Source organism: Rhodococcus sp. P4_E4 (assembly GCF_056401575.1).
The window spans coordinates 462,450-478,871 of sequence record NZ_JBFUJB010000001.1 but is presented as its reverse complement, the minus strand read 5'-3'; the positions used below and the strand labels follow the sequence as shown (position 1 = coordinate 478,871).

General features: G+C 61.7%; 17 protein-coding genes. 5 read left to right on the top strand and 12 right to left on the bottom strand.

Translation table 11 applies throughout. The annotated features are described in order from the left end of the window. Window positions 1–7: 7 nt before the first annotated feature. Window positions 8–832 carry a mycofactocin-coupled SDR family oxidoreductase gene (locus tag AC1DVN_RS02335; RefSeq protein ID WP_097386868.1) on the bottom strand — a complete coding sequence of 275 codons (825 nt, stop codon included), beginning with the start codon at window positions 830–832 and terminating at the stop codon, window positions 8–10. Between the two features lie 135 nt (window positions 833–967). Here AC1DVN_RS02335 and AC1DVN_RS02330 point away from each other — a divergent pair, with 135 nt between their 5' ends. Then, window positions 968–1,150, top strand: a complete 183-nt coding sequence (locus tag AC1DVN_RS02330) for a hypothetical protein (RefSeq protein ID WP_020909150.1) — start codon at window positions 968–970, stop codon at window positions 1,148–1,150. Window positions 1,151–1,190: 40 nt separating this feature from the next. On the opposite strand, the gene AC1DVN_RS02325 is transcribed toward AC1DVN_RS02330, so the two are convergent. The 5 genes from AC1DVN_RS02325 to casG all read right to left on the bottom strand — a co-directional run bounded on the left by AC1DVN_RS02325 (window position 1,191) and on the right by casG (window position 6,318). Then, on the bottom strand, window positions 1,191–2,687 hold the full coding sequence (locus tag AC1DVN_RS02325; RefSeq protein WP_477993306.1) for a DUF222 domain-containing protein: 1,497 nt from the start codon (window positions 2,685–2,687) through the stop codon (window positions 1,191–1,193). A gap of 78 nt (window positions 2,688–2,765) precedes the next feature. After that, window positions 2,766–3,281 (bottom strand): nuclear transport factor 2 family protein, encoded by a 516-nt coding sequence (locus tag AC1DVN_RS02320; protein ID WP_042952939.1) that lies wholly within the window; start codon window positions 3,279–3,281, stop codon window positions 2,766–2,768. A gap of 1 nt (window position 3,282) precedes the next feature. Then, window positions 3,283–4,179 (bottom strand): TIGR03619 family F420-dependent LLM class oxidoreductase, encoded by an 897-nt coding sequence (locus tag AC1DVN_RS02315; RefSeq protein ID WP_477993304.1) that lies wholly within the window; start codon window positions 4,177–4,179, stop codon window positions 3,283–3,285. 10 nt (window positions 4,180–4,189) lie between these two features. Beyond that, window positions 4,190–4,660 carry a nuclear transport factor 2 family protein gene (locus AC1DVN_RS02310; RefSeq protein ID WP_020970803.1) on the bottom strand — a complete coding sequence of 157 codons (471 nt, stop codon included), beginning with the start codon at window positions 4,658–4,660 and terminating at the stop codon, window positions 4,190–4,192. Continuing rightward, a complete protein-coding gene (casG, locus tag AC1DVN_RS02305; protein ID WP_007732670.1) occupies window positions 4,657–6,318 on the bottom strand; it encodes a steroid-24-oyl-CoA synthetase in 1,662 nt (553 codons plus the stop codon). The genes AC1DVN_RS02310 and casG overlap by 4 nt, the downstream gene beginning before the upstream one ends. A 254-nt stretch (window positions 6,319–6,572) precedes the next feature. On the opposite strand from casG, the gene casI reads away from it, so the two are divergent. The 3 genes from casI to AC1DVN_RS02290 are packed head-to-tail and all read left to right on the top strand — an operon-like array spanning window position 6,573 to window position 9,933. Further along, a complete protein-coding gene (gene casI / locus AC1DVN_RS02300; RefSeq protein WP_030245657.1) occupies window positions 6,573–8,204 on the top strand; it encodes a steroid-22-oyl-CoA synthetase in 1,632 nt (543 codons plus the stop codon). Window positions 8,205–8,224: 20 nt separating this feature from the next. Further along, complete coding sequence (locus tag AC1DVN_RS02295) at window positions 8,225–9,055, top strand: SDR family NAD(P)-dependent oxidoreductase (protein WP_020970801.1); 831 nt, start codon at window positions 8,225–8,227, stop codon at window positions 9,053–9,055. Beyond that, entirely contained in the window at window positions 9,052–9,933 is an 882-nt protein-coding gene (locus AC1DVN_RS02290; protein WP_477993301.1) for an LLM class F420-dependent oxidoreductase, read from the top strand. The genes AC1DVN_RS02295 and AC1DVN_RS02290 overlap by 4 nt, the downstream gene beginning before the upstream one ends. A gap of 86 nt (window positions 9,934–10,019) precedes the next feature. Here the strand turns inward: AC1DVN_RS02290 and AC1DVN_RS02285 are convergent, their stop codons facing one another. After that, complete coding sequence (locus AC1DVN_RS02285) at window positions 10,020–10,583, bottom strand: GtrA family protein (RefSeq protein ID WP_003939753.1); 564 nt, start codon at window positions 10,581–10,583, stop codon at window positions 10,020–10,022. A gap of 65 nt (window positions 10,584–10,648) precedes the next feature. Further along, the gene (locus AC1DVN_RS02280; protein WP_070795671.1) at window positions 10,649–11,854 is read right to left on the bottom strand and encodes an enhanced intracellular survival protein Eis; all 1,206 of its coding nucleotides are present in this window, start codon (window positions 11,852–11,854) and stop codon (window positions 10,649–10,651) included. Between the two features lie 133 nt (window positions 11,855–11,987). Between AC1DVN_RS02280 and AC1DVN_RS02275 the strand changes: the two genes are divergently transcribed. Next, on the top strand, window positions 11,988–13,208 hold the full coding sequence (locus AC1DVN_RS02275; RefSeq protein WP_003939858.1) for a fatty acid desaturase family protein: 1,221 nt from the start codon (window positions 11,988–11,990) through the stop codon (window positions 13,206–13,208). A gap of 4 nt (window positions 13,209–13,212) precedes the next feature. Here the strand turns inward: AC1DVN_RS02275 and AC1DVN_RS02270 are convergent, their stop codons facing one another. The 4 genes from AC1DVN_RS02270 to AC1DVN_RS02255 form a co-directional block, all read right to left on the bottom strand. Further along, entirely contained in the window at window positions 13,213–13,881 is a 669-nt protein-coding gene (locus AC1DVN_RS02270) for a methionine ABC transporter permease (RefSeq protein ID WP_020909139.1), read from the bottom strand. Beyond that, entirely contained in the window at window positions 13,878–14,879 is a 1,002-nt protein-coding gene (locus AC1DVN_RS02265) for a methionine ABC transporter ATP-binding protein (RefSeq protein WP_020970795.1), read from the bottom strand. The genes AC1DVN_RS02270 and AC1DVN_RS02265 overlap by 4 nt, the downstream gene beginning before the upstream one ends. A gap of 12 nt (window positions 14,880–14,891) precedes the next feature. Further along, window positions 14,892–15,749 (bottom strand): MetQ/NlpA family ABC transporter substrate-binding protein, encoded by an 858-nt coding sequence (locus tag AC1DVN_RS02260; RefSeq protein ID WP_378504426.1) that lies wholly within the window; start codon window positions 15,747–15,749, stop codon window positions 14,892–14,894. A gap of 115 nt (window positions 15,750–15,864) precedes the next feature. Next, entirely contained in the window at window positions 15,865–16,323 is a 459-nt protein-coding gene (locus AC1DVN_RS02255) for a nuclear transport factor 2 family protein (RefSeq protein WP_019745302.1), read from the bottom strand. Window positions 16,324–16,422: the final 99 nt, after the last annotated feature.

Genomic DNA, 16,422 nt, shown 5'->3' with positions numbered 1-16,422 from the left:
CCGGCGTCTATTTGGCCGTGAATCCCGCATCGACCGGCAACGCGATACCTGTGACGTATCGAGCCTGATCCGAGACCAACCAGGCTATCGCGTTGCTGACGTCGGAAGCTTCGATCAGCCCGACGTCCAAGAGATTGCCGACGTCGGCTCCGCTCGATGCGGGGGAGTCTGCGAACAGTTTCGCGACGGCATCGTTGACGACCATCGGTGTATTCGCTCCCGCCGGATGCACGGAGTTGACACGAATGTTGTGGGGAGCAAGCCAGTGCGCCCACGTGCGCCCCAACCCGACGATGGCGTGTTTACTCGCGCAGTAGCCGTCGGATCCGCCGGTTCCATCACCTCCGCGGCCGACAAGTCCCAGTGTTGATCCGGTCAGGACTATTGCGCCGCCTGTCCCTTGCTCGATCATCGCGGGCGCTGCGGCCTGGACGGTATTCCAGACGCCGAAAAGATTGACCTCCATCTGGTCGCGGAAGGCGCGGGCATCGTCGATGTCCGGGGACATCATGCCGATACCGGCGTTGGCCAGGACGATGTCGAGGCTGCCCAACACTGCGATACTTTCGGCCACTGCAGCTCCCAGCGCGGGTAAATCGCGAACGTCGACTTCTCGCGCGACGGCATTTCGCCCGAGAGCCTCGATCATTGCCGCTGTCTGCCTCAAATCCTCGGCGGTACCCATCGGGTAGGCCACCGATTCGATCTGGCGGCAGATGTCGAGTGCGATGATGTCCGCACCCTCCTGCGCCAATCGCACGGCATGGCTTCGGCCCTGACCTCGGGCGGCTCCGGTGATCAGTGCGGTTTTGCCTTCCAACTGTCCGGGCATGGGTGCTCCGTCTGTCGTGAATCATGAGTACTCGGTCATGAGTACTGACTCGAGGGGACGGCGAAACTCGTCGCCGGCGACGTAGTCTGAGTTCAGATACAGCGGGAACTCGCTTCGGAAGAGAAGAGGCTCGGTATGTCCGATTGGGAGAAGAAGTTCGAAGCTGAAGCCAAGGGCCTCCTGGCCGAGGTTGAAGAAGAGCTGACCGTCCTCGAAGGTGTCGACACCATCGATCCGTTTGGTGAAGACGATCCGGACCCGGTTGCTGGAGACGATCCGTCAGCGGGAGATGACGACACCAAGCCGGCCTCAGACTGACCCGGCGACACGTCGACGCGCCTCGACGCCGCTCGGTATCTCAGAACGGTGGTGGGTCGTCCCCGTAGTCGATGGGTTCTCGGTGGGTTCGCGGTGATTTCCGCCGCTTACATTGAACGTGCTCCTCAGCTCGTTTCTGTATTCGCCGGCGTTGACGATTGCGTTCGGACTGGATACGGGCGGCCTTGTTCTCCGCCTGGGTCCGCCGATCTCGACCGCACTGCGGCGGTATCGGGCCATGCGGCCCGGCTATCAACCCTGCGGGGCGTGTTCGGTAGCAATGCCCGGTCGGCGATGTCAGCGACATGGTCCGATCCTGGTTCGACGCGAATCGCCACCGGTCGGAATGCTTGAGGCGATGGTGGTTGCGGCAGAACGCACTCATATTCGATTCGACTGTCTTGCCGCCACGTTCGGGGTCGCCATGATGGAACGGTTCATTGTGGTCCAGATCGGAATTCCAGGCCGGGACATCACAATGCAGCCATTGGCAGCTGCCCGCGATGATCCGCAACCAGGTATCGAGAACTGAACCAGGCCGGTAGACGTACGCCGAACCGGGCACCGATTCGGTGGCGGTATCAGCGGGTACTCGGACGTTTCGAATTACGGCGTCTTGGGCGATGTCGCGAGCATGCTCAGCGCTGATCACCCCGTACCCGTCGAGGTGAGCGGGCTCGCCGCCTCCGCGCAGAGTGGAATCAGTCATCACGACGTGAACCACGGGCCGACGAACGACAACACCACCGCTACGATCCTGCGGGCAATCAGCTCGGCCACAGTTGCACGGCAAGAACGGTGATCCGTTGGTCAACTCGAAGAGCGCGTCGGCTCGTCGCTGCTCGTATGTTCGAGAGTCGTTTCGGCATACCGACATTGCCAACTCGCGTAGTCGGCCGTCGAATGCCCGAGCCTGCTCTGCCGGAATGCTTCCCAAGATCTTTGCCATCCCGTCCTCGGCAGCGCTGACCCCGACGAAGCGATCGGTGAGAGCGCGGCGTCGACGTTCTCGCATACCTTCCGGGTCCACCATCGCCACGATCCGATCGATCGCCGCTGTCAGTCGCCTTCCCGTCAAGCCCGTTCCGCCGGCTACTGGTGGGGCGAGAACCTGCTCGAGCAGTAGTCGTTCCACTTCGTCGATCAATTCGTCTTTCACGTTCGCGGTCGCGGAATCGATCAAACCAACTCGGTACAGATCCAACTCGCCACGCGCCATCGCCGCTCGAGTGCGATGCAAACGAGTCTTCAACGAGAACCCCAACCCGATCAGCTTGCCTGCAGCCGCGCGGCCCATCGTCAGTGACGCACCGACTTCCGATTCAGCCAACTCGTGTGCGGTCGACGACCACGCACCACTGGCGGCATGCTCTGAGCTTCGCCGCGAAAAGAACTCGGCAATCACAGCGAGCTTGCGTTCGACCAGCATCGCCTCACATGCGTGCAGATCTGTCATGAGATCAACCAGCGCACAATCAGTTTCGGTACCGGTCAGCTGCGCTGAGATACCGAAGATCTCTGTTGTCGGGTTGAACATGCATCCATTCTATTCGAATGTGTGTTCGATATGAACTGAATTCTCAAATCAGTCGGAATAGTCCGAGTTTTCTGATTCTCAGCGAATTTCCAAGGCCTGTCGTAGTGCGCTCAGAGGATCCGAGGCGTCACGACGCCCACGCGGACCAGGCCCTTCGGGGTTGACGAAGCGGCCCTCGTCCGAGCGAGTCCACTCTCGTACGGCCCATCGCTCCTTGATCGCCCAGCGACCGTTGCGACGCTCCATGTGGTCGATGAATCGCGCACCGCTGGTGAAGTTGATCATCCCGATGCCTTCGGGCCCACCCCAGTGTGTGGACATCGAATAGGCCTCGCTGATCGCGTGGTCGCCGTGCAGTTCGACCAGGTGGTTGCCGATGTGATGCATCGTGCCGCCGATCGCCGAGAGTTTTGGTGTCACCCAGGCGATGTACTCGTCGATGTTGCCGTCGAATCCGGTGTGATGGTCGATCGCATCCGGGTGGTAGGCGCTGCGGACGAGATCGAAGTCGAGGCGGTCGATGCCACGGCAGTACGTCAGAACCACCTCACGGATTGCCTGCTTGTCGATGAGATCTTGCAGTGCCCGGTCCATGTCACGCCTCCTTGATGCTGGTCATCCAGTCGAGTAGTTCTGGTAGTTCTTCGGCAGCGCAATCGAATACGGCGGGTCGGAGAACGACGACGGAAGCGCCGCGGGCGAACCAGTCCCGGGCCTTGTCTGCGGTTGCCGAGAGGTCGACGGACCCGTTGTCGCGTCGAATCGGCGCCGCAGACACTTGCACGCGCGCCGACTCCGGGTCACGTTGGTGGGCTTCGAAGGTGTTGCGCAACAGTGCAACACTGTCGGTGAACGTTCCCAGATCGGTCGGGTTCACGGTCCAGCCGTCTGCGACGCGTGCGATGCGGTCGAAGTTCCGCCGGCTTGGTCCGAAACCGAAGAGCACCGGTATTCGGGGTTGGATCGGCAGCGGGAGGCTGTGGTAGTTCTCGAAAGCGAAGTCGCGCCCCTTGAAGGTGGCCGGTGCATTGGTCCACAGTTCGCGGCAGGCTGCGACGGTCTCCTCCATGCGCCCGAATCGCGCGTCGAAAGGCATGTTGGTGGCGGTGTATTCAGCTTCTTGCCATCCAACGCCGAAACCCATGACAGTTCGACCTTCGGACAATGAGTCGAGAGTGGCAACCTGCTTTGCAAGCAGGGCCGCCGGGCGAACAGTGGCGATCAGAACCGATACTCCGAGGCGAGCTCGTTCCGTCACCGCGGCGATCGAAGACAGAAATGAAATCGGTTCGTACCAAGGGTGATCCAACGGGAACAGGAAGTTGTGTTCGACTACCCGCTGGGCGTGAGCGTCGGCATTGAACCCGAGGTGGTCGCCGGTGCAGATCAGATCGATCCCGGCACTGTCAGCACCCGCGGCGAAGTCCAAGACCGGGCGGACCTTGCCGTCGAACAGGGCCTCGAGACCCAAAACATTGACACCGATTTCCACAGTCGTTCCTCTACAGTGCCCGCTTGGCATGAGCGGACATGTCGCCCATGTTGTCCAAACAGAAGAGCCTCGAGCTGAACTGCCAGGACCCGTCGATGCACGAGAAGCGATCGAAGTAGCGTCCCGACAAAATAGGTTGCAGGGCAAGATCTTCGGTACCTTGTATGACCGTGACGTACGAGAGTGCGGACGCCGATTCGTCGTCGACCACGATCCGCGTGTTGGTCAGCAGATGCTTGGTTCGTGGAACCGGCGGATCTCCGTACATCCGAATGAAGCCGCTGCAGGCTGCGAACACTGCGTCGGCGTCGGACGAAATGAGAGTGGTGGCAACCCCGTCCGGTCCGCACTGCCCGTAGTCGGACTGGGCGAACAATGCAGCGACTTCACGCAATCTGCCCTGATCGATCAGATGCGTGTACTCACAGAGCAGGTCACGGATCGCAGACTCGGCGACGATCCGTGACAGCTCCGCGGTCATACGGTGATCTCGCGCCGAACCATCTTGCCGGTTGCGTTGCGAGGCAACAGATCGCTGGTGATGCGCCACTTCGACGGCACCTTGAAGTAGGAAAGTCGCTCGGCGGCATAGTCGCGCAGCTCCGCCTCCGTGGTGGCAGCCCCGGGACGCAGTACAACCACGGCGGACACTTCCTGGCCGAGGTCGGGGTGCGGCATGCCGATGACAGCGCACTCGATCACGTCGGGGTGTTCGTCGAGCGTCTGCTCGATCTCGGTGGGGTAGACGTTCTCGCCACCACGCAGGATCAGATCGGAACGACGACCGGTGAGACGGAGACGTCCGTTCTCGATGACGCCGAAATCGCCGGTGCGGAGCCAGCGTCCAGGTGCAATTGCAGACTCGGTCGCCTCGTCGTTCTCCCAGTATCCGAGCATGACGAACGGGCTGCGCACGCACACTTCACCTTCGATGCCGTCCGGCAGCCACTCGCCGAAGGGATCGCGAATCTCCATCGAGACGGTGATGATCGGACGTCCGAGAGTGCCTGGGAACTCTTCGAGTTCGGCGCCGACGGCGACCGCAATGGCGGTGCTGCATTCGGTGAGGCCGTAGCTGTCGACCAGAGCATTGCGTGCGAACGGCACCTGCTCCTTGAGGCGTTCCTTGAACGCGGGCGACGACGGCGCAGACGCCAGCGAGAATGCAGTCAACGAAGAGACGTCGTACTTGGCGATGTTGCCGTGTTCGAGTAGCCGCGATGCCATCGTGGGGACAGCACCCCAGTTGGTGACGCGCTCGCGTTCGACCAACCCGAGCACCTTGTCGACGTCGAATCCGCCCTCGGTCAGGATGACGGCACTGCCCGTCGCGAGACGGGGGACCACCAGATTGTGCAGGCTGGCGATGTGGAAGAGCGGGGAGGTGAGTAGATAACGCAGTGGGCTCGGCTTGGAAGCGTCGTACTCACGGCCGGTGAATGCAGCGCCGATCGCGTCGCTGTACTTGTGGTAGTCGACGACGGCCATCACGTTGCGGTGCGAGTGGAGTGCGCCCTTGGGGCGGCCACTGGTACCGCTGGTGAACAGGATGACGGCGGGGTCGTCCTCGTCGATGTCGGTGCTCGGCACGTCGGAGCCTGCATATTCCGCGATGAGCGCGGGCAGATCCTCTTCCATGGTGAGGACCGTGATGTCTGCCGGCAGTTCGGGGAGGGCGGCGCCGCGCTTGGCGTCCACGACCAGAACCTTCGGACGTGAGAGCTCGATCCCGTGGGTGACCTCGCGCGGAACCCACCAACCGTTGAGACCGACAGCGATCGCGCCGAGCGCCTGCGTCGCGAAGAACGTCATGACCCATTCGGGAGTGTTGGCAGCGAGGATGCCCACACGGTCGCCCTTGCGGACTCCGTACTTGTCCCGCAGAGCAGTTGCCAGCGCGGCGACGGAATCGGCGTGCTCGGTGAACGAGATTCGACGATCGCTGGTGACGAGATAGTCGCCGTCGCCCCAGGCGCGAGATGCCGAGATGAGTTCACCGATGGCGTGACCACGATTCTTCATCACGGGCATGACGGTGCCGAGAACCTCTTCTTCGACGATCTCGAATGGCCCACCTGGACCGGTGAGGCGTGAGACCGCCTGGTCCAGAAGCAACTGCGGATCTGCGGGGGCAGTCATGGAATGGCCTTTCGTATTGTGGCGCTTTTCACGTCACAAAATCTCACGAGAAAATCATATCTGTGGCGGCGGTTACCACTGAGCGAGACTGGGACGGTTCCGGCTTTGAGGCGTCGATACGTTCGAGTCGTATCGCAGTTGGAGTAATCGACATTCCGATATCGACTAGGACACAGGACACGATGACGAACACCGCCACCGAAGCATCTTCGAATGCAGCTCTCGCAGCTCCTCAGCGCGAGGACGTCGCGCAGATGTTGATCGACCGTCTCGGTGATCAGCACCTGGGTCTGCGGACGCGGACGCAGGACTGGAGCTGGGACGAGGTGGTGCGCGAGAGCGCAGCGCGCGGCTCGCTTGCGAAGTCGCTTCGCGCGCCTGGACCGTTTCACATCGGAGTACTTCTGGAGAACGATCCCGAGTTCCTGTTCTGGCTCGGCGGCGCGGCACTGACCGGGGCCACGATCGTCGGCATCAATCCGACCAGGCGTGGAGCTGAACTCGAGGCTGAGGTTCGGTACGTCGACTGCCAGCTGATCGTCACCGACAAAGCGGGCTACGAGAAGTTGTCCGGCCTTGACCTCGGACTGACCGAAGATCGTTTTGTTCTGGTCGACGACGCGTCGTACCCGGACAAGATTTCCGCTCACCAGGTCGAGTCGCCTCAGATCGACCTCGGCGTCGACGCGTCGACGCTGTTCTTGCTTCTCTTCACCTCGGGCACCACCGGAATGTCCAAGGCAGTGCGGTGCAGCCAGGGGCGTCTGACGCGGTTGGCCTACGCGAACTGCGCCAAGTACGACATCGACCGCGACGACGTCTGCTACTGCTGCATGCCGCTCTTCCACGGCAACGCGTTGATGGCTCTGTGGGCGCCGGCCCTTTCGCAGGGAGCTACCGTCTGCCTCGTTCGCAAGTTCACGGCCTCTGGATTCATGCCGGACGTTCGGTTCTACGGCGCAACATATTTCACCTACGTCGGTAAGGCCTTGGGGTATCTCATGGCGACGCCGGAACTGCCCGACGACATCGAGAACACCCTCACGCACGGCTTCGGGACCGAGGCGTCGCCGGGGGACAAGGCAGAGTTCATCCGCCGTTTCGGTGCGCAGCTTTTCGAGGGATACGGTTCGAGTGAAGGTGCCGGTTCGGTCGTGCTCGATCCGAACCAACCTGCCGGCGCGCTTGGCCGTCCCGCGAGCGAGAACATCGTCATCGTCGATCCCGATACCCGCGAAGAGCGACCCCGCGCAATTCTCGACGAGCACGGTCACGTGCTGAACCCCGACGAATCCATCGGCGAGATGGTCGACAAGGCCGGATCGAAGAAATTCGAGGGGTACTACAAGAACGAAGACGCCATTGCCGAGAAGATTCGCCACGGTTGGTACTGGACAGGCGATCTCGGCTACGTCGACGAGGCCGGGTTCATCTACTTCGCCGGACGTAAGGGTGACTGGATCCGCGTCGACGGTGAGAACACCTCGGCTTTGATGATCGAGCACATCCTGCGTCGGCACCCCAAAGTGATTGCCACGGGTGTCTTCGCGGTACCGGATCCGCGTTCGGGCGATCAGGTGATGGCAGCTGTCGAGGTCGCCGACTTTGCCGATTTCGATCCGGCCGAGTTCGCTGCCTACCTTGCCGCGCAGGCGGATTTGGGTACCAAGGCAGCGCCGCGATTTGTTCGTGTTTCGACTGATCTGCCCGTCACGGGCTCCAACAAGGTGCTCAAACGTGAACTTCAAGCCGACCGCTGGCGGACGGACGAACCAGTGTTCCACTGGGTGGGCCGCGGTACTCCCGAATACACGTTGATGACCGAAGCTGACGTGGTGGACCTGGAGAAGGAGTTCGAGACGCACGGCCGCACGCGGTTCCTATGACACGGCCGCACGCGGTTCCTATGAGTGGTGTTGCGCTGGTTACCGGCGCTTCCCGGGGGATCGGCCGTGAGTGCGCGCTGGCATTCGCGCGCGCCGGATTCGACGTTGCAATCACTGCTCGCACCGTTCGTGAAGGCGAAGGGCGGGCGGCCCCGCGAACGAGGCAGGGGGAGCAGGTCATTCCGGTACCCGGCAGCCTGGAGACGACGGTTGCCGAGATCGAGTCCTTCGGTGTGCGCGCATTGGCCGTTCCGATGAACCTGCTCGATCTGGCCTCCGTCCGCGGCGCCGGTGAACGGGTGCTGGCGGAGTGGGGACATGTCGACGTGTTGGTGAACAACGCCTACGCCCAGACGGTCGGAAACATGGACCGGGTGCTCGACATCGAGATCGACGACGCCCAGGCGATGGCGATCGGCAACTATCTGCACCAGCTTGCGTTGATTCAGGTGATACTGCCGTCGATGATCAAGAGCGGCAACGGGGTTGTCGTCAACCTCGCATCTGGTTCGGCGACCCTGGATCCGCCTGCGCCTCCCGGCGAGGGTGGTTGGGGTTTGTCGTACGCCGCGTCGAAGGCGTCGTTCGGACGTATCGCCGGAGCGATCAACTCGGAGTATCGAGGCGCCGGAGTCAAAGCGTTCAACCTGAGTCCGGGATTTGTCATCACGGAATCAGGGAAAGCCCGTGGTGGCGCGGACGCGATAGTGGAAGCCGGATTTGCGGCCACACCGGCATCCGTGCCCGCCGCTGCTGCGGTGTGGCTTGCAACAGATCCGGATGCGGACCGGTTCCTCGGTCGCGTCGTGGACGGTCCGAAATTGATGGCGACACTGGAGGAAACGGTATGAAGCTCGGCGTAGTTGTTCCGGTCGAATTGGGTCGAAGTGGAGATCCCGACTGGATTCTGCAATTCGCCCGTGCGGCTGAATCGTTGGGTTTCGACGAGATCTCGGCCGTGGAACACTCGGTTGTCATCGCGGATACGGCGAGCGAATACCCGTACTCTCCGACCGGAAAATCTCACCTACCCGATGACTGTGACATCCCGGATCCACTGGAACTACTGTCATTTGTTGCCGGCGCCACAACGACTTTGGGTCTGTCCACCGGAGTTCTGGTGCTTCCCAACCACAATCCGGTAGTGCTTGCCAAGCGCTTGGCGACGCTGGATCGACTTTCGGGTGGGCGATTGCGCATCTGTCTCGGTCTGGGCTGGATGAAGGAAGAGATCGAAGCGTGCGGCGGTGACTTCGAGCGCCGCGGCAAGGTAGCCGATGAGGCCATCGCGGTGATGCGTTCACTCTGGGAGGGCAAGGAAGCAGTCGATTTCGACGGCGATTACTTCTCGTTCAAGGGTGCGTACAGCTGGCCGAAGCCGCACCGCGAATCCGGAGTTCCGCTCTACATCGGTGGACACAGTCTCGCTGCTGCTCGGCGAGCAGGCCGGTTGGGTGATGGTTTCCAGCCGCTGGGACTGGCCGGTGAAGATCTCGACAAGGCTGTAGCGGCGATGAAAGCGGCTGCGGTGAAGGCAGATCGAGATCCTGCCGACGTATCGCTGGTACTCGGTGCGACACTGCCCAGACTCGACGAAGCGAAACTCGACTGGGCACGCGGGTTGGGAGCCGATCGAATCGTGTTGTCCGCGAGCCGTCGTGGCACGTCGATGGAATTGATCATCGACGAAATGGCTGAATGCTCGAAGCGGCTGGGGCTCGGAGCGTAGTCCTTCGTCTGATCAGGGATGGGCCAGCCCGTTCAGGACCATCGCGCCCACGAAGCGCGAGCGATCGGGTGCGTCGATCCGGGAAGTCAGTCGAGGGCGGTGGCGTCGGTTGTCGGCGTCTTGGTGCCGGGAGTCGCTTCGATGTCGAGAACGACCTGGCTGTCGGTGGCTTCTTCGGGGAAGACGTACCGACGCATGGCCCACCAGCGGAAGGCCGTCGCCAGCAGGGTCCCGATGATCGATCCGCTGATGAAGTCCGCGAAGTTCTCCATCAACACCGACACCTCGGGTTGACGCAGGTGGAACACGTACCTGGAGGTCCAGAGAGGTACCTGGTTGATGGCCAAACCGATACCCGCGACGATGAAGAACAGAGCGGCCTCGTGATGGCGCTGTCGACCACCGCGCTGAGCAAACGACCATTCGCGGTTAAGGACGTAGGACAGAACCGTCGCGATCAGGACCGCAAGGATGTTGGCCGTCACCGGGTGCTGAGGCAGAACCGTCCACTTGATGCCGAAGAACAGCACCGTGGTGACGATGAAGGCGATGCCGCCGACCACCAGGAACTTGAGCATTTCTGCGTGCGGCAGGACGCGCACGAGAACCCGCTCAGGAAGCCTATTGACCATCTTTTCGACAAACGCCATTGTTCGAGGCTAACCCTGAATACGACCGACGGCACAAATCGTCGATGCCCGTGTCGGCAAGATCATCAGAATCCGTACCCGAGAATTGCGGGCTTCTCTGCGTTGAAAGCGAAGTCGAAATTCCGGATCTCCCGCGGATCGGACGCGTGGAGTCGGTGCGCCGCCGCGAAGGTCTTGGCCTGGTGCTCGCCCAGGTACAAGCTGCTCAGGACATCAGAGGGCATCGTGATCGCGGGCTCCGCGTCAGTGGCCGTACAGGTGGCCTTGCCACCCTTGACCTGAAGTGCAAAAGTTCCGCCGGCCTTCAGGAACGGATCTTCGACCTTGATGACGGTGTCCAGGTCAGCAGCATATTCGCGAGCCTCGAGAGCCGCGGGCACGTCCATGATGCGCAGCCACAGTCGATCGGAGCGCGTCGTCGTCCGGGCAAGACGGTAGTCCGTCAGCATCAGCCGGAGTGGATCGGCAGGATGTTGGCGTGTCTCGATCCGGGTGACGAGGTCGAGGCCGCAGATCGTGCGCCACAGCGCCGCGTGCGCGTCTTCGGTGATGGTGACGAACTCGTCGATCCGGGCGATGCTGTCGCGGCCCTCGTTCGTGTGCCGGTAAGCGATGTATCCGTCCGCGTGTGTCAGAAAGAACAGTCCGGAGGCGCCGTCACGATCCTCGGACGGGTCGGCGAACATGTGGTCCCAGAGCGGTTGCGGACGCAATTGAGCGCCGGGTGTCAGCAGTCGCCAGCGATCGTAGATCTCGGGTAGAAGCGTCGAGGCAGCTTTGACGTCGACGATCGACACGCCACCGTTGTCGGGCACCTCGGGGCGGAACCGCGCGAAGCGGCGATCGAGGGTGATGCCCTCGCTGAAGGTGGCCGGGCCGTATCCGAAGCGGTTGTAGATGCCGGCCTCGCTGGCCGTCAGGGCGGCAAGTGGTGCTCCGGTCGACTCGATGTGGGCGTGAAGTGCAGTGAACATCGAGCGTAGGACGCCACGGCGACGGTGAGTCGGTGCGACGGATACCCAGGTGATCCCACGCGTGGGGAGCTGGCGTCCGCCGGGCACGGTGAATTCCATGTCGATTTCGATGGCCACGCCGACGGGTAGGTCACCGTCGACGGCGAGGATGATGTCCTCGGGCTTGTAGAGCGCCTTCGTCAGTTCGCTGACCGCGGGAGACGGGTGAAAACCGAACCCCACCGAGTCGAGTAGTTGGAGAGCCGGCCAGTCGCTCTCGGTAGCGGTGCGGATGGTGATCTTGTTTTCGGGGCTCACGTATATCGACTTTGGCATAGATTGCGTGAAGACGCACATGAATATCGGGGCTGACGTTTCCGCACCGGCTCCCAGGGGTACCGCCCGACGGACCAGTCCTGCGGCACGGAGAAAACCGATACGGAGAAACACTGTGGCGATCACCGACATCAAGGAATATGCCCATCTCACCGAGGAAGACGTCGAAGCGCTCGGGCGCGAGTTGGACGCCATTCGGCTCGACATCGAGGAGAAGCGCGGCGCGCACGATGCTCGATACATCCAGCGGACGATCGCGTTTCAACGCTCTCTGATGGTGGCCGGCCGCATCGTCTTGTTCGCCAGCAAGAAGAAGCCTGCCTGGATTCTGGGGACTGCGCTGCTTGGGGTCGGCAAGATCATCGAGAACATGGAACTCGGCCACAACATCATCCACGGTCAGTGGGACTGGATGAACGATCCCGAGATTCACTCGAGCAACTGGGAGTGGGACAACACCTGCCCGTCCTCGGGATGGAAGCACTCGCACAACTTCACTCATCACAAGTTCACCAACATCGTCGGCCTCGACAACGATGTCGGCTACGGCATCATGCGCGTCACGCGCGATCAGAAGTGGCACGCCGACTATCTCTTCCAACCGATCACGAATTTCGTGCTGGCGACCCTCTTCGAGTGGGGCGTCGCACTGCATCACCTCGAGACCGACAAGCTTCGCAAGGGCGAGGTGAAGTGGTCCGAGAAATCGGAGATGGCCAAGGACGTCGGAAAGAAGATCGCGCGTCAGGTGGCGAAGGATTACATCCTGTTCCCCGCCCTGACCGGCCCGGCGTGGAAGACCACGTTGACGGCCAACGCCGTTGCAAATCTCATCCGCAACTATTGGAGTTACGCCGTCATCTTCTGCGGGCACTTCCCCGACGGTGCCGAGAAGTTCACGCTCGAGGAATTCGAGAACGAATCCCGCGCTCAGTGGTACTTACGACAGATGCTGGGGTCCGCCAACTTTCATGCCGGTCCCGTCATGGCCTTCATGAGCGGCAACCTCTGCTACCAGATCGAGCATCACTGCTTCCCTGACCTGCCGAGCAATCGGTACTCGGAAATCGCGGTGCCGCTGCGGGACTTGTGTGACAAGTACGACCTCCCGTACACCACCGGGCCGCTGTGGAAGCAGTACGGATTGACGTTGCGGACCATCTGGAAGTTGTCGCTGCCCAACAGGTTTCTCTCCGCGTCCCAGGACGATGCTCCGGAGACGCACTCGGAGTTGAAGTTCCGCATCCGCGGCGGAATCAAGGAAGTCTTCGGCGTCGATCCGCAGACCGGTAAGCGGCGAGGCCTGCGAACTGCGATCGCGATGGTGTCGAGCTGATCGGTTACCGCTTGTGGGCCATCGAACGAACTACGAGATCGCCGGTCGACTGGATCGCCTGAACCAACACGATCAAGATCACGACAGCGACGAACAACACCGGGGTGTTGAATCGTTGGTAGCCGTACTTGATCGCGAAGTCGCCGAGACCGCCGGCGCCGATGGCGCCTGCCATGGCCGAGAAACCGATCAGCATCACCGCCGTCAGGGTTGCTCCGGCTATCAATCCCGGAACTGATTCGGGCAGTAGCACTTTGACGATGATGTCCTTGTCGGTGGCGCCCATGGATCGTGCTGCTTCGACGCGTCCGGAATCGACCTCACGCAGTGCGTTCTCGACCACGCGAGCGAAGAAGGGCACCGAGCCGATGGTCAGCGGGACGATCGCTGCCGTCGCCCCGAGTGCTGTTCCGACGATCGCCCGCGTCGCCGGGATGAGGAGGACCAACAGAATGACGAACGGCAGCGAACGGCCGATGTTCACCACGGTGCCCAGTACCGAATTGAGAACGCGGTTCGGACGGATTCCGTCGGGCGCGCTCGCGTGCAACAGAACGCCGAGGGCGATACCGATGATCACGGTGAGCACGAACGAGACGCCGACCATGTAGAGCGTGTCGAGTAGGGCTTCCCATGCTTCGCCCAGGGAATCCTGCCAGGACGTCTTGTTCATGAGAACGTCACCTTCACTCCGCGCTGCGAAAGATGTTCTTCGACAGACTTTCTTGTCTCTTCGTCGTTGGCGAGTCCGGTGTGCGAGGCGAACTCCACGCGAAGGCGGCCGACCTGATGGGCTCCGATGTCCTCGATACCGCCGGAGATCACGGTGACGTCGACATCGAGATCACGCGAGAGTTGGGAAATCACGGGCGAGGTCGACAGCGAATCGACAAAGGTGAGGAGTGCCGGAATTCCGGTCGGGGACGTTCGCACCGTTCCGGTCGGCAGTAGCGCCTCGCCGAGGGGTGAGTCCGGGTCCGCAACCAGTTCGGTGAGCGTTCCCTCGTCGACGATGCGTCCCTGGTCGATCAGGGCGGCGCGGTGACAGATCCGTCGAACCACGTTGAGCTCGTGGGTGATCAGAACGATGGTCACACCCAGACGTCGATTGAGGTCGGCGAGCAGGTCGAGGATCGAATCGGTCGTATCCGAGTCGAGGGCGCTCGTGGCTTCGTCGCACAGGAGGACATCGGGAGAAGCCGCCAAGGCCCTCGCGATCCCGACCCGTTGTTTCTGTCCGCCGGACAGTTGCGAAGGGAAGGCGTCACGTCGGTCTTCCAGGCCGACCAACTCGATCAGCTCGTCGACGCGGGCACGGCGATCTGCCCGCGAGTACCCCGCCACTTCGAGAGGAAAGGCGATGTTGGCGGCGACCGAGCGGGAGTGCAGCAGGTTGAAATGCTGGAACACGACACCGATCCGCTTGCGTGCATCGCGCAACTGCGCCGGGCTCAACGCGGTCAGATCGGTGTCGCCCAACAGAATCCGGCCACTGGTCGGGCGTTCGAGCAGGTTGAGGCAGCGCAGCAGAGTCGATTTACCGGCGCCGCTTTTGCCGATGATGCCGAAGATTTCGCCGTCTTCGATTTTCAGCGACACGGAATCGAGTGCATGCAGAACTTTTGTGCCGCTGCCGTATTCCTTGGAGACCGATTCGATCGAGAAGACCATGACGGGTCTCGATCAGGTAGCGCTGGCCGGAATGACCGAGCCCTGGTAGGTCTGCTCGATGAACGTCGCGACGTCGGTGGACGTCAATGCCTCGGCCAACTTCTGCACTCGCGCATCGTTTTCGAGGGAGGTGCGAACGGTCAGGACGTTGGCGTACGGGTTGCCCTCGGCCTTCTCGAGCACCAGTGCGTCCTTGGCGGGATTGAGGCCGCCTTCGATTGCGTAGTTGCCGTTGATGATTGCGAGATCGACATTTCCGTCGTCGAGAGTGCGCGGAAGCTGCGGGGGATCGACCTGGGTGAACGTGAGTCCCTTGGGGTTGTCGATGATGTTCTTCTCGCTGATCTGCGTGATGTCGGTGCCGGGGGCGCCCAACTGCTGATCGAGCTTGATCAAACCGGCCTGCTGCAGCAGGTACAGCCCACGGGCGAAGTTCGTCACGTTGTTGGACAACGCGACCGTTGCGCCCTGGCGCAGGTCGGCCACGTTGGTGACCTTCTTGGAATATGCACCGAGGGGCTCGACGTGGACCTTCGCCACGGCGACCAGGTCGTCGACACCCTTTTCCTTCGACCACGATTCCTGGTACGGCACGTGCTGGAAGAAGTTGGCGTCGGTGTCGCCCGCTTCGAGCACCTCGTTGGCGTCGAGGTCGCCGGTGATCTCGCTGACCTCGATCTTGGTGTCGCCGAGCAGGCCCTTATCTTCGACGAACTTCAAGATCTCGGCGTGCGGAACCGAAGAAGCGACGATGCGAAGGGGCGCGTTCTCATCGGAGGAACTGTCGCTCGAGCACGCTGCGACGGTTCCGACTGCGACGGCGGCCACTGCGAAGGCAGCGAGGAATCTTCTGGTGCGCGAGCGTGACATGTGAATCTCCAAGACATAGCCGAACGTCACGCCGAGATGGCGTGACAGTTGCTGAACGCTAGCCCGGTAAACCTCCCGTGAGGAGATACAGAATCATCGCGATTTTTTCCTGTACCTATTGTCCGAGCAGGATGACCGGAACGTCCTCGGCAAAATCGACTACCAATTCACGACGCGAGAACAACCAGGTGCCGTCGACCTTTTCGAAGCTGTCCTGATAACGAATCTCGATCCGGTTGTCCCGGTGGCCCTCGCCCCGCGGATAGATGTGGTGAGCGGAGCAGTAGGCCTCACCGTGCGCGGTGGTGGGGCTGTCGAGGTCGAGGATCTGCTGCTCGACGATGTGCCGGGTCGAGTGCAGATGTGAGACGGCGTCGACCACCGAACTGCTGACGACGGTGTTCCCACGTATCTCCGTCGGCGCATCCGTTCCGTTCAATGCCGGCGGCAAGACGAATGCCACGTCGTCAGTGAAGAGAGCCGCAAGCGCGGTGGTGTTTCGGCGGTCGACGGCCTGTGCATACCTGGCGGCCAAGTCGGTGAGAGCGACGCGATCCGAGGAGTCCATGCGCATATCTCACCCTATGTGACGCCGCTCATGTTTCGGCTTCCCGCTCAACGAGACATTCACAGCGCCCACCTGGGCATCTGGTTAGCGTCCAGACCAAGAGTT